The sequence below is a fragment of the Streptomyces sp. NPDC059456 genome (genome assembly GCF_042750055.1).
In the GTDB taxonomy this organism is placed as follows: domain Bacteria; phylum Actinomycetota; class Actinomycetes; order Streptomycetales; family Streptomycetaceae; genus Streptomyces.
In genome coordinates this window covers 1-11,974 of sequence record NZ_JBHYVA010000218.1, presented here as the reverse complement: position 1 = coordinate 11,974, position 11,974 = coordinate 1, and the positions used below count along the sequence as shown (strand labels likewise).

General features: G+C 74.2%; 12 protein-coding genes. 5 read left to right on the top strand and 7 right to left on the bottom strand.

The window, feature by feature from the left end; genetic code table 11:
- From ACFXA3_RS20275 to ACFXA3_RS20250, 6 genes are all read right to left on the bottom strand, one after another.
- On the bottom strand, nucleotides 1-393 hold a 393-nt coding region (locus ACFXA3_RS20275; protein WP_385188538.1), incomplete at its 3' end, for an ATP-binding protein.
- A 32-nt stretch (nucleotides 394-425) separates the two neighbouring features.
- The gene (locus ACFXA3_RS20270; protein ID WP_385188537.1) at nucleotides 426-593 is read right to left on the bottom strand and encodes a hypothetical protein; all 168 of its coding nucleotides are present in this window, start codon (nucleotides 591-593) and stop codon (nucleotides 426-428) included.
- A 189-nt stretch (nucleotides 594-782) separates the two neighbouring features.
- On the bottom strand, nucleotides 783-1,385 hold the full coding sequence (locus tag ACFXA3_RS20265; RefSeq protein WP_385188535.1) for a hypothetical protein: 603 nt from the start codon (nucleotides 1,383-1,385) through the stop codon (nucleotides 783-785).
- 103 nt (nucleotides 1,386-1,488) lie between these two features.
- Complete coding sequence (locus ACFXA3_RS20260) at nucleotides 1,489-2,043, bottom strand: GNAT family N-acetyltransferase (RefSeq protein WP_385188534.1); 555 nt, start codon at nucleotides 2,041-2,043, stop codon at nucleotides 1,489-1,491.
- Nucleotides 2,044-2,082: 39 nt separating this feature from the next.
- On the bottom strand, nucleotides 2,083-4,332 hold the full coding sequence (locus ACFXA3_RS20255) for an MMPL family transporter (protein ID WP_385188533.1): 2,250 nt from the start codon (nucleotides 4,330-4,332) through the stop codon (nucleotides 2,083-2,085).
- A gap of 206 nt (nucleotides 4,333-4,538) precedes the next feature.
- A complete protein-coding gene (locus ACFXA3_RS20250; protein ID WP_385188531.1) occupies nucleotides 4,539-4,928 on the bottom strand; it encodes a signal peptidase I in 390 nt (129 codons plus the stop codon).
- Between the two features lie 54 nt (nucleotides 4,929-4,982).
- Between ACFXA3_RS20250 and ACFXA3_RS20245 the strand changes: the two genes are divergently transcribed.
- Together ACFXA3_RS20245 and ACFXA3_RS20240 are read left to right on the top strand one after the other, a co-directional pair.
- Nucleotides 4,983-5,786, top strand: a complete 804-nt coding sequence (locus ACFXA3_RS20245) for a GNAT family N-acetyltransferase (protein WP_385188529.1) — start codon at nucleotides 4,983-4,985, stop codon at nucleotides 5,784-5,786.
- Between the two features lie 181 nt (nucleotides 5,787-5,967).
- Nucleotides 5,968-6,468, top strand: a complete 501-nt coding sequence (locus ACFXA3_RS20240) for a DinB family protein (protein ID WP_385188528.1) — start codon at nucleotides 5,968-5,970, stop codon at nucleotides 6,466-6,468.
- Between the two features lie 2 nt (nucleotides 6,469-6,470).
- Here the strand turns inward: ACFXA3_RS20240 and ACFXA3_RS20235 are convergent, their stop codons facing one another.
- Nucleotides 6,471-7,205 carry a siderophore-interacting protein gene (locus ACFXA3_RS20235; protein WP_385188540.1) on the bottom strand — a complete coding sequence of 245 codons (735 nt, stop codon included), beginning with the start codon at nucleotides 7,203-7,205 and terminating at the stop codon, nucleotides 6,471-6,473.
- Between the two features lie 62 nt (nucleotides 7,206-7,267).
- On the opposite strand from ACFXA3_RS20235, the gene ACFXA3_RS20230 reads away from it, so the two are divergent.
- The 3 genes from ACFXA3_RS20230 to ACFXA3_RS20220 all read left to right on the top strand — a co-directional run bounded on the left by ACFXA3_RS20230 (nucleotide 7,268) and on the right by ACFXA3_RS20220 (nucleotide 11,914).
- Nucleotides 7,268-9,379, top strand: a complete 2,112-nt coding sequence (locus tag ACFXA3_RS20230; RefSeq protein WP_385188526.1) for a penicillin acylase family protein — start codon at nucleotides 7,268-7,270, stop codon at nucleotides 9,377-9,379.
- Nucleotides 9,376-9,975 carry a GNAT family N-acetyltransferase gene (locus tag ACFXA3_RS20225; protein WP_385188524.1) on the top strand — a complete coding sequence of 200 codons (600 nt, stop codon included), beginning with the start codon at nucleotides 9,376-9,378 and terminating at the stop codon, nucleotides 9,973-9,975. The genes ACFXA3_RS20230 and ACFXA3_RS20225 overlap by 4 nt, the downstream gene beginning before the upstream one ends.
- 73 nt (nucleotides 9,976-10,048) lie before the next feature.
- A complete protein-coding gene (locus tag ACFXA3_RS20220) occupies nucleotides 10,049-11,914 on the top strand; it encodes a protein kinase (RefSeq protein ID WP_385188522.1) in 1,866 nt (621 codons plus the stop codon).
- Nucleotides 11,915-11,974 lie beyond the last annotated feature (60 nt).

Sequence of the window (11,974 nt, the reverse complement as noted above, 5' to 3'; positions counted from 1 at the left end):
TTGGTGTGCGCCCTTGCCACCCCCTCGCGCCCGCGCGCCCCCCCCCCGCCCCCCGGGGAGCCGGGGGTGCAGTATGCGCAGTGCCGTCGAGACCGGGGCGAAGGGAAGGCCCTCCGCCCCGATCTCCACACAGCCCCCGACGGCCACGACCGCGCCGCGGCGGGCCGCCTCGGCGATGAACTCCTCGGTGAGGCGGGTCTTTCCGACGCCGGCCTCGCCCCCGATGAGCATGGCCTGGGGCTCCCGGCCCGCTGCGCGGGCCAGTGCGTCGGTGAGTACGGCCAGTTCGTCGGCTCGGCCGACGAACACCGGGCTGACAGATCTGGTCTCCACGTCGCCGAGCATCGCACAGGAGTCCTGGCCGGCGGCACTCGTTATCGGTGCGCTTCTCATCACGCGTCAGTCCGCACGCTTCGTGCCGCGGGTCACGCGGCGCGGGTGAACCGGCTCCGCTGCCCGCTCACCGGCCCTTCGGGTTCCTGGCTGCGCGAGGAGGCGCGGTGCGCCTTCCTGGCCTCCCGGACGAGGCGGTACTCCTTGGCCTCGCGGATGAGTTCGGCACTGCGGGCGACGGCGATCTCGTACTGGAACATCTCGACTCCTGGGTTCGCGTTTCTCGGGCACCTCGTTCGGTGTGGTCCAAGATTCGCGGCCCAGGGGGTGCCGGCGCATCGGGCGCATGCCGCATCTGCGCGGGGCGGGGGTCCTTAGGCCGGGGCCGGTCCGGCCCGGGTGGGGCCGCACGTGCCTAGGAGGGGGTCCTAGGCAGTCGGGCGGAGGTCCTAGGCGGCCTTCGGGAGGGGAGCCAGGATGTCGAAGTACATGAGGCCGAAGAGCAGTACGCCCAGGGCGCCGAGTGCGACGGCGGCCCAGGAGACGGCGCGGACCCAGGCCGGGAGGGTGCGGCCGGGGGCGCCGAAGGCGGGGCGGGCCAGCACGAAGACGGCGAGGAGCAGGGCCAGGGTCGACAGGACGCCGTTGACGAGGGCGGTGAGGTGCCAGGCGTCGCCGTACAGGGCCTCGATCTTGGCCTCGGTGGTGGCGGCGTTGACCGACTCGATCTGGCCCACGAGGGTCTGGCGCTCCGCGAAGACGCGCGAGACCCAGCTGCCGCTGAGGGCGACGAGCCCGAGACCGGCCGCGACGACGGCGGAGGCCGCGGCGCCGACGCCCTCGGACTGCTTCCCGGTGTCGTCGAGCTCGTCGAGGAGGGCGTCCTCGTCCAGGTCCTCGTCGGAGAGGTCGGACTCGGAGGCCTCAGGGGCCTCGGCGGTCTCGGCGGCGGTGTCCTTGCGGTCGGCCTCGGCCTCGGTGGCGTCGGCGGCCTGGGGCTCGGCGGTGTCCGCCTCGGGAGCGGTCGGGTCGGCGGTCTTCGTGGTGTCCATGCGGGGCACCGTAGGCGGCTTGTCTGAGAGGTTTCTGAGAAGGCGCCGGGGTGGTCCGGGCGGGCTCGCCGCAGGCCCCGCAGGGGGGCCGCGGCGGGTGGTGTCAGGCGCCGGGGGCAGGCGGCCACTCGTGGGCGAGGACCGCCCAGACCTCGGTGTCCTGGCGGGCTCCGTGGTGGGGGTAGCTCTCGCGCAGGACGCCTTCGCGGGTCATGCCGAGGCGCTCGGCGACGGCGAGGCTCTTCTTGTTGGCGCAGGAGGCGTGCCACTCGGCCCGGTGCATGCCGCGCTCGTGGAAGGCCCAGTCGATCAGGACGCGGCAGGCCCGGGTCACCAGGCCCCGGCCGGCGGCCGCGGGCTCCAGCCAGCAGCCGACCTCGCAGTTGCCGGATGCCGCGTCGAAGGTCCGGAAGAGGACCCCGCCGACGAGGGTGCCGCCCACGCGGATGCCGTAGATCCGCCCGCCGTCGGCGGCCGTCTTCTGCGCGTACGCGGAGAGGAAACCGCGCGCCGAGTCGAGGTCGGTGACGACGTCGGCCAGGACGATGTGCTCGCCGATGAACTCACGGCCGCGGTCCATGTGCGCCAGGAACTCCTCGGCGTGCCACACCTCCAGCGGGAACAGCCGGGCGTCGTCGGCGAGGTCTATCGAGAACATGCGGTTTCTTCCTTGGGTCTGGTACGGCGGGTGGCCGGATCACCGGGTTGCGGTGGCGGGCGCGGCGCCGTCCTCGCTCGTGGCGGGGTCCGCACCGGGCCGCTGCGCGGGAAGTGTCGCACGCGGACGGCACTCCGGGGGCTCGATGCTGATCTTGGGCAGTCGGCGGTCCAGCCAGGCGGGGAGCCACCAGTTGGCGCTGCCGAGGAGGTGCATCAGCGCCGGGACGAGCAGGGTGCGCAGGACGAAGGCGTCGAGTGCGACGGCCGAGGCGAGCGCGATGCCGAACATCGCGATGATCCGGTCGCCGCTGAGGACGAAGGCCAGGAAGACGGAGATCATGATGACCGCGGCCGAGTTGATCACCCGGCTGGTCTCGGCGAGGCCGACGCGGACGGCCCGCCGGTTGTCACCCGTCTCCAGCCACTCCTCGTACATCCGGCTGACCAGGAACACCTGGTAGTCCATGGACAGTCCGAACAGCACCGACACCATGATCACCGGCAGGAAGGGCTCGATCGGGCCGGCGCTGCCCAGGCCCAGCAGTTCGCTGCCCCAGCCCCACTGGAAGATCGCGACGACGACGCCGAAGGAGGAGGCGACGGCCGCGACGTTCATGGCGGCGGCCTTGAGCGGTATGCCGAGGGACCGGAAGGCCAGCAGCAGCAGGACGCAGCCGAGGGTGATCACCACCCCGACGAACAGCGGCAGTTTCCCGACGATGACGTCGGCGAAGTCGTCGTAGCCGGCGGTCACCCCGCCGACGTGGACGGTCATCGAGTCGCGGTGCCCGGCGCCCGGGATCACGTCCTCGCGCAGGGTCGTGACGAGCTCGCTCGTGGCCCGGGACTGCGGGGCGGAGTCCGGTATGACGGTGAGGACGGCGGTGTCCCCGCTCCGGTTGAACACGGCCGGGCCGGCGGCCGCGACGCCGTCGGTGGTGCGCAGCGCTCCGGCGAGGTGCTCGACGGCGAGCCGGTCCCCGGCCCCGTCGAGGCGGGCCACGACGGTGAGCGGGCCGTTCACGCCGGGCCCGAACCCTTCGGCGAGGAGGTCGTAGGCCTGCCGGGTGGTGGAGCCCGCCGGGTTGTTGCCCTGGTCGGAGGTGCCCAGGTGGAGCGAGAGGGTGGGCAGTGCGAGCGCCGCCATGACCAGCGCGGCGACGGCGCCGAGCAGTTTGGGGTGCCGTTCCACGAAGGCCGACCAGCGGGCGGCGAACCCGGTGGGCGTCTCGGGCCGCGGCCCCTCGGCGGCGAGCCGGCGCCGTTCGCGGCGCGAGAGGGCCCGCATGCCGATGTACGACAGGAGGGCCGGGAGCAGGGTGACCGAGGCGGCCACCGTCAGCACCACCGTGAGGGAGGCGGCGATCGCGACGCCGTCGAGGAAGTTCAGGCGCAGCACCAGCATGCCGAGCAGCGCGATGCAGACGGTGGCCCCGGCGAAGACGACGGCCCGGCCCGTGGTGGCGACGGCCCGCTCGGCGGCCTCCTCGACCGGCAGGCCTCGCATCAGGCCCTTGCGGTGCCGCGTCACGATGAACAGCGCGTAGTCGATGCCCACGCCGAGCCCGACGAGGGTGCCGAGCATCGGGGCGAAGTCCGCGACGGGCATCGCGTGCCCGAGGAGGGTGATGCCGAAATAGGCGGTGCCCACACTGACCAGGGCGGTGGCGATGGGCAGCAGGCTCGCGGCGAGCGAGCCGAAGGCGAGGAAGAGGACGAGCGCCGCCACGGCCACGCCGATGACCTCGGCGATGTGGGCCGTGGGCGCCTCGGTCAGGGCGATGGCCCGGCCGCCGAGTTCGACCTGGAGGCCGTCCGCCTCGGTGGCGGGGTTCTTCGCGGCGGCGACGACGGCCTTGGCCTGCGCCTTGGGTACGGAGTCGGCCTGCAGGTCGAACGTCACGACGGCGTACGCGGTGCGCCCGTCGGGGCTGATCTGTGCGGCGCTCTCCGGGCCGGGACCGTAGGGACCGGCGACCGAGCCGACGCCGGGGAGCGCGGCGACGGCGTCGAGGGCCCGGGCCATGCGCTGCTCGACACCGGGGGAACGGACGCTCTGGTGCTCCGGGGCCCGCCACACGATGGTGTCGGTGTCACCGCCCTGGCCGTGGAAGCCCTCGCGCAGGAGGGCGTGGGCGCGGCTGGACTCGGTGCCGGGGACCTCGTAGTCGTTGGAGAACGCCGATCCGGCGGTCCCTGCGGCCACGGCCGTGCCGCCGAGTGCGAGCAGCCACAGGAGAACGGCCACCAGTCGGTGGCGCATGCACCACCGTGCGATCACTGCCAACGGACGTGCTCCCTGGTGGTTCGGATCTTTACCGGGAGCTGCCCGACGCAAAGAACGCTAGAACTCGTGAAGGCGCGGCCGACGGCCCGGGGGGTCGCCCCGGGGACCGGCCGAGATGGTCTACAGCGCCACGATCTCAGCGTTTCGTGATCGTTGGCCCGTTTCGTGTGCATCGTCACAGGGCCGGGCGCGGTACGGGACCGGGGTCATCCGCCCGACGGGCCGATCGGCTCGTCGGCCCGGTAGCCCGGGACGGAGGGCCACCTCACGGTGAGCACCACCGCGTCCTCCTCCGCGTACCAGGAGTGGTCGACGCCGCGGCCCCAGACGACGTAGTCCCCCTGCTCGGCGAGGACCACGGTCCGGCCGGGGAACTCCAGCCGGAAGCGGCCGCTGATCAGCACCTGGAGTGCGGTGCGCTGTTCGCCCCGCACCCACCGGGTCCGCTCGTCGCCCTTCGGGTGGACCCCCCACTTGATCTCCACGTCCGTGCTGTGGCGCGGATCGCCGGGGTCCTTGAAGTGGCCGAGGAGCCAGCCGCGGTCGGTCGCCGCGTCCGGGCCGGCCTTGCCGGTGTAGATGGAGTCGTCGTTCACGGGCCGAGGCTAATGCAGTTGTGCGGCCGCCCGGACGGCTGGTGAGCTGGGCCGATGACGAGAGAACCGGACGAACTGGTGAAGGTGCGGGCCGCCTACGACCGGGAGATGCGCCGCGACGCACCGCCGGACTGTGCGCAGGCCCGGGTGGAGCGGACCGCGGCGGTCGTCCGGCAGACCGTGGAGGGGCCCGGGTGGAACGGCGTCCTCTGGTCGGACCTCGACGAGGAGACGGCGGACGCGGAGATCGCGGCGCAGGTGGCGCACTTCGCGGGGTGCGGGGCCGGCGAGTTCGAGTGGAAGCTGTACGGCCACGACCGGCCGGCCGGTCTCGGGGACCGGCTGCGCGCGGCGGGCTTCGTACCGGAGGAGGTCGAGACCCTGTTGGTGGGCCGCACCGAGGAGCTCGCCGCGCTGCCGGTGCGGCCACCGGAGGGGATCACGCTGCGGACGGTGACGGACGAGGCGGGCGTCGACCTGATGATGGAGGTCCACGCCCGGGCCTTCGGTGTGCAGCGCCCCGGGATCCGGCACCTGCTGCTCACCCTGCTGCGGGACGAGCCGGAGAGGGTCGCGGCGGTGGTCGCGATGGCCGGGGACACCCCGGTGAGCGCGGCCCGCATGGAGATGCGCCCGGGCTGCTCCTTCGCGGGCCTGTGGGGCGGCGGCACCCTCCCCGGATGGCGGGGCCGGGGCATCTACCGCCTCCTGGTCGCCCACCGGGCCCGGATCGCCGCGGCCCGCGGCATCCCTTACCTCCAGGTCGACGCCTCGCGGCACAGCAGCCCGATCCTGCGGCGCCTGGGCTTCGAGGAACTGGGCACGACGGTGCCGTACGTGTGGCGGGCGCGGGGGTAGCGGGCACGGCGCGCCGCGGGCCCGCCCGCCCGGGGCCGTCCGCCCGGGGCCGCCCGGGGTCGCCCGCCCAAGCCCGTCCGCCCGGGGCCGTCCGCCCAAGCCCGCGCGCCCGCGCCCGTCCGCCCGTACGCCTCCGCCGCCGGCCCTTCCCCGCCCCGCCCGGTGCGGGCAAGATCGGGGGATGGAACGAACGGGACCACCCCTGACCGGGGATGAGCGCGAGACGCTGCGGGCATTCCTCGACTACCACCGGGCCACCCTCGCCTGGAAGTGCGAGGGCCTCACCGACGAGGAGCTGCGGCGGCCCTCGATGCCGCCGTCGGGCCTGTCCCTGCTGGGGCTGGTCCGGCACATGGGCGAGGTCGAGCGGCAGTGGTTCCGCCGGACCGTCAACGGCGAGGACCTCCCGCACCTCTGGTCCGACACCCATGACTTCCAGGCGGCGTACGACGCCTCCGGCGCCACGCGCGAGGAGGCGTTCGGCGCCTGGGAGGCGGAGGTGGCGCACGCGCGCCGCATCGAGGCGGCCGCCGAGTCCCTCGACGTGACGGCGTACGTGGCGAGTTGGCAGGAGGAGGCCTCGCTGCGCCTCGTCATGCTCCACCTGATCCACGAGTACGCCCGCCACAACGGCCACGCCGACTTCCTGCGCGAGGCCATCGACGGGGCCACCGGAGCCTGACGTCAGGCGGCCCGCCAGTAGCCCAGGCCGTTCACCCGCTGCTTGGGCAGGGCCAGGTCCTTGCGCAGATACGTGGTCAGCGTGCGGGTCGTCGCCGTGTCGCAGGCCAGCCAGACGTACGCCGTCGCCGGGTCGGCGACGAGCTCCGGGAGCTGCGCCTTGACCTGTTCCACCAGCGCCGGGCCCGAGCGGGCGATCGGCCGGACGTCGTGCCGGGCCGGGTCCAGGCGCAGCGGGAGGCCGGCGTCGGAGGCGTGCTGGGTCTCCAGCCAGATCGTGGCCGGGGTCTGCGGGTAGGCGTCCAGCAGGGAGTTGATCGCCGGGACGGAGGCCGGGTCGCCGATCACCAGCAGCCGCTGCGGCTCCGGCGCCGGGGCGGTGAAGCCGGTGCCCTGGACGGTGGCCTCGATCGTGTCCCCGGGCACGGCGGCCCGGGCCCACTCGCTCGCCGTGCCGTCGTGCAGGGCGAACTCCAGGGTGAAGGTGCCCGCGGCCGGGTCCGGGTCGACGAGGGTGTAGGCCCGGGTGTGCGGCTTGCCCGCGTTGTCGAACCACAGCCGCACCCACATCGTCGGGTGCAGCGAATCGCCGGCCGCGGCGAGCAGCCCGCCGTCCGTGACGTGCACGCGCCGGTAGTGCTCCGTGACGTCCTCGGCGCCCGTGACCGTGAACGTGAAGTCCTTGCCGCGCAGAAGCCGCAGGACCACGCCTTCCCATCCCTTGCCGACGCCCGCCATGTGCGACCACCCCTCCCCCATCAGCCTATAGTTAGGGCAGCCTAACCTAAATGCCCTGGGGGATGAGTGTGAGCCTTGTGACCAACACGGACGCGGCCGACGCGGCCGGCGCGGAAACTTTCGAGCTCTACCGGGACGACTGGGGCATCCCGCACCTCCGCGCCCCCGACGCCAACCGCCTCGCCTACGCGCAGGGCCGCGCCACCGCCCTGGACCGCGCCTGGCAGCTGGAGGTCGAGCGCCACCGCGCCCAGGGCTCCAGCGCCGCCTTCCTCGGCCCGGACTCCGTCGCCTGGGACCGGTTCGCCCGCCAGTCCCGCCTCGCCGACACCGCCCGCCGCTGCCACAAGTCGCTCGACCCCGGCACCGCCGCCTGGGTCGGGGCGTACGTGGACGGCGTCAACGACGGGCTCGCCGCGGGCGCCGCCCGCGACGAGCGGTTCGCGCGCACCGGCCACACCCCGACCGCCTGGGAGCCGTGGGTCCCGCTGGGCATCTGGACCGCCACCCACATCCTCTTCGCCGGGTTCGCCACGAAGCTGTGGCGCGAGCGCGCGGCGCGCGCCCTCGGCGACGAGGCCGTGACCCTCTTCGCCACCGACGGCCCCGGCACCGCCGGCAGCAACGGCTGGCTGGTCCCGGGCGACCGGACCCGGACCGGGTCGGCGATCATCGCGGGCGATCCGCACCGGTTCATCGAGGACCCGGGCGTCTACCAGCAGATCCGGCTCTCCTGCCCCGAGTACGACGTCCTCGGCCTGGCCGTCCCCGGCATCCCGGGCCTGGGCCACTTCGGGCACACCGGCAGCGCCGCCTGGGCGATCACCAACGCCATGGCCGACTACCAGGACCTGTACGTCGAGCAGCTGCGCCCGGCCTGGAACGGCGGCGCGGGCGACGGTATCGAGGCCCTCGGCCCCGACGGCACCTGGGAGCCCGTCCACCGGCACACCGAGACCATCACCGTCGCCGGCGCGGACCCGGTCGAGGTCGAGGTGCTGGAGACCGCCCGCGGCCCGGTGATCACGCACGGCGGCACGGCCGACCAGACGCTCTCGCTCCGCTATCCGCCCCGCGTCCGCCGCGACCTCGGCTTCGCCGTGCTGCCCGCCCTGCTGCGCGCCCGTACCGTCGCGGACATCGACCGCGCCCTCGACGGCTGGGCCGAGCCCGTCAACGTCGTCCACGCCGCCGACTCCGAGGGCGGCCTGCTGCACCGGGTGGCCGGCGCGGTCCCGCTGCGCCACCGGGCCAACCGGCTGCGCCCCGTGCCCGCCTGGGACCCGCAGTACGCCTGGCAGGGCTGGGCCGAGACCCCCGCCGAGCCCGTGCAGGGCTTCGCCGTGATGGCCAACGCGCGCGGCATCGCCTCGCCGCTCGGCGTGGAGTTCGCGCCCCCGCACCGCGCCGACCGCATCCGCGAACTGCTCTCCGGCTCGGCGGACTGGTCCCCGGACGCGATGGCCGACGTACACCGGGACACCCACCTGGCGTCGGCCGCGCCCCTGCTGGCCCTGCTGCCCGGGCCGGACGGCCTGTCCCCGGCCGCGCTGGCGCTGCGCGCCCGACTGCTCGCCTGGGACCGGCACATGGCCGCCGAGAGCACCGACGCCACCGTCTTCTCCGCGTTCCGGGCCCGGGTCGTGCGCCGCTTCGCCGCCGACCCCGCCCTCGCGGGGCTGGCGGGGGCGCCGACCGGCCCCGAGGTGTTCCACCCCTGGCTGTACCTGGTCCCCCGCATCGGCTACGCCCTGGAGGGCCTGCTGACCACCACCCTGCTTCCGGGCCTCGACCGGGCGGCCCACGTCCGCGCCGCCCTGGAGGAGACCGCCGCCGCGGACGCCCCCGACACGCCGTGGTCCCGGGTGCACCGCCTCGCGCCCTGGTCGGCGCTGCCCGACCCCGACGCGCAGTGGCCGGGCCTCGGCGGCGACCACGACTGCGTGAACGCCACCTCCACCGTGCCCGGTTTCACCGATCTCACCGCCCGCGCTTCGGCGGCCCGCTACGTGTGGGACCTGGCCCGCCGCGAGGACAGCCTCTGGGCGGTCCCGCTCGGCGCGGACGGCGTGAGCGGGTCCCCCCACCACCTCGACCAGCTCCCGCTCTGGGCACGGTGCGATCTCGTCCCCGTCGTCACCGACTGGACCCTCCTCACCAAGGAATCCGTATGACCGGCAACAGCGCCTCCGCCCGGAGGCCCGTCCACTCCCAGCGCGTCGAGGGCCTCGGCACGATCACCCTCACCCCCGTCGACCCGGCCGCCGACGCCGCGCTGATCCACTCCTGGGTCACCGAGGAGCGGGCCCGCTTCTGGGGCATGGGCGAGGCCAGCCGCGAGCTCGTCCGGGAGATCTACGAGGACGTCGACCGCCGCACCACCCACCACGCGTTCCTGGCGCGCCGCGACGGCGAGCCGGTCGCGCTGTTCCAGACGTACGACTGCGCCGAGGACCGGATCAGCGAGTGCTACGAGGTGCAGCCCGGCGACACCGGCGTGCACCTGCTGATCGGCCCGGCGCGCGGTGTGGCCGAGCGCGGCTTCAGCTCGGGCCTGATCGGGGCGTTCCTCTCGTACGTCCTCTCGGCGGCAAGCACGCGCCGGGTGGTGGCGGAGCCCGACGCGCGCAACGAGAAGGCCATCGCCCGCCTGGTGCGCTGCGGTTTCGAGCTCGGCCCGGAGATCGAGCTTCCGGAGATCGACCTGCCCGAGGTCCACCTGCCGGCGAAGAAGGCCCGCCTCGCCTTCTTCCGCCCCGAGGCAAACTGACCGTTCCGATTGACCGTGTGATTCCGGCCACGCCAGACTGATGCCCACTCAAAGCATCGGCGCTGGGGGGAAATTGACCAGCCAGAATCTGCACATCGGGCCGGATGCGGCAGCCGACCGGTACCGGTTGCTCCGGTCGATCGGGCGCGGCGGGGAGGCCGTTCTCTACCTCGCGGAGATCGAGCTCGCGGGCGGCAGCGAACCGGTGGTCGTCAAGGTGCTCGACTCCAAGACGACCATGACGCCCGATGAGTTCGACCGGATCAGCCGCAAATGGAACGAGCAGGCCGAGCTCCTGCGCTTCGTGCACCGCCCGGGCGTCGTCGGCGTCCGGGAGCACTTCGAGGGGCCGCCGATCCACCGGTCGGGCGAGTCCGGGACGCTGACCGGGCGGGCCCTCGTCCTCGTGATGAACCACGTCGACGGGCTCGACCTGCGCGACTGGCGGGCCGAACGCACCCTCGCCACCGCCGCCGAGCGGCGCGAGGTGATGCGGACGCTGGAGCAGCTGGCCGACGTCCTGGACTGGCTGCACTCCGGAAAGGCCACCCCGTCCGGGCGCCAGGTCATCCACGGTGACCTGTCACCGGGCAATGTGATGGTGGACGGCCATGGGCAGGCCACCCTGGTGGACTTCGGGCTCAGCAAGCTGACCGCCGACCACCAGACGGCGGAGGTCTGGTTCACCCCCGGGTACGCGGCGCCCGAGGTCTTCGACGGCAAGCGCACCCCGGCGGCGGACCGCTACGCCTTCGGGGCCATCGCGTACTTCCTGCTGAGCGGCGAATCGCCGCCCAACTCCCCGGAGCAGCTGGCCCGGGCGATGGCGGCACTGCCGCAGATCGCGGTGCTGGACGCCGAGCGGCGCGAGCGGATCACCGCCGTCTGTGCGGGCGATCCGACGCAGCGGCCCGTCAGCCTGGCCGGCTGGATGAAGGACGTACGGCACGCGGTCGTGTCCACGACCTCCGCCACCTCGCAGCGGGCGGTGCAGGACGCGGTCCCGGCGGCGGTCCCGGTCAAGCCCGCGGTCCCTCCGCAGCCCGCGAGCGCGCCGCCGACGGCGACGACGGCGCCGGCCCACACGCCGGTGCAGACGCCGGTGTACTCCCCGCCCCCGCCGACCGCGGACGCCCGGCCGCAGCCCTCGCCGCAGCCGTCGCCGCAGCACCAACCCCAGCCGCAGACCCTGCCGGAGCACGTGCCCGCCGGGTACGGGCCGGCGTACCCCCTGCACGAGTCCCCGCCGCCCGGGACCGCCGCGCCGGGGAAGCGCCGGGCCGCGATCGTCCTGGGCTCGGTGGCCACCGTCCTGGTCATCGCGGCGCTCGCGGTGCTCGGCGTACGGCTGCTGGCCAAGGACAAGGGCGACGACCAGGCCGCGGGCAAGGGCGGCAGCTCCGCCTCCGACGCGGCCACCCCGGACGAGCAGTCCCCGACGCCCGCCCCCTCACCGAGCGAGAGCGCGAGCGCGAGCGGCAGCGACGACTCCGGGGTGACGCCCGACCCCACCGCGAGCGGTACCCGCCCGGGCGGCATCGCCCCCGGCATCAAGGCCGCCGACCTGACCCAGCTGACGCCCATCGACGGGCTGGGCAACTTCACCGTCGGGGCCGCGAAGATCAACACCAAGCAGTACGGGGCTGCGTTCATCGCGCACCCGGACTGCAACGACGAGGCGATCACCGAGTTCGACCTCAACCGCGAGTGGAAGCACCTGGAGTTCACCGCCGGCATCGACGACGGCTCCACGAACGCGAAGGGCCGGGTCAGCATCTCGCTCGACGGGAAGCCCGCGGCCTTCTCGGAGCTCGTCGAGCTCGGCAAGCCGGCCACGCAGTCGGTGGACGTCACCGACGCCCTGCGCCTGCGCGTCAAGGTGGACATGGGCTGCGACAACGGCACCGTCGTCATCGCCGCCCCGCAGCTCACCCGTTGAGCCGCACCGGGCCGCGGCGGCACGCGCAGCACGCACGGCGGCCCCGCACCGGAGATCCGG

Bases quoted from the DNA above. Each gene is read 5' to 3' on its own strand.
- ACFXA3_RS20270 (WP_385188537.1), bottom strand. From the start codon at position 593: ATGTTCCAGTACGAGATCGCCGTCGCCCGCAGTGCCGAACTCATCCGC.
- ACFXA3_RS20265 (WP_385188535.1), bottom strand. From the start codon at position 1,385: ATGGACACCACGAAGACCGCCGACCCGACCGCTCCCGAGGCGGACACC.
- ACFXA3_RS20260 (WP_385188534.1), bottom strand. From the start codon at position 2,043: ATGTTCTCGATAGACCTCGCCGACGACGCCCGGCTGTTCCCGCTGGAG.
- ACFXA3_RS20245 (WP_385188529.1), top strand. From the start codon at position 4,983: ATGACGAGAGAACCGGACGAACTGGTGAAGGTGCGGGCCGCCTACGAC.
- ACFXA3_RS20240 (WP_385188528.1), top strand. From the start codon at position 5,968: ATGGAACGAACGGGACCACCCCTGACCGGGGATGAGCGCGAGACGCTG.
- ACFXA3_RS20235 (WP_385188540.1), bottom strand. From the start codon at position 7,205: ATGGCGGGCGTCGGCAAGGGATGGGAAGGCGTGGTCCTGCGGCTTCTG.
- ACFXA3_RS20230 (WP_385188526.1), top strand. From the start codon at position 7,268: ATGAGTGTGAGCCTTGTGACCAACACGGACGCGGCCGACGCGGCCGGC.
- ACFXA3_RS20225 (WP_385188524.1), top strand. From the start codon at position 9,376: ATGACCGGCAACAGCGCCTCCGCCCGGAGGCCCGTCCACTCCCAGCGC.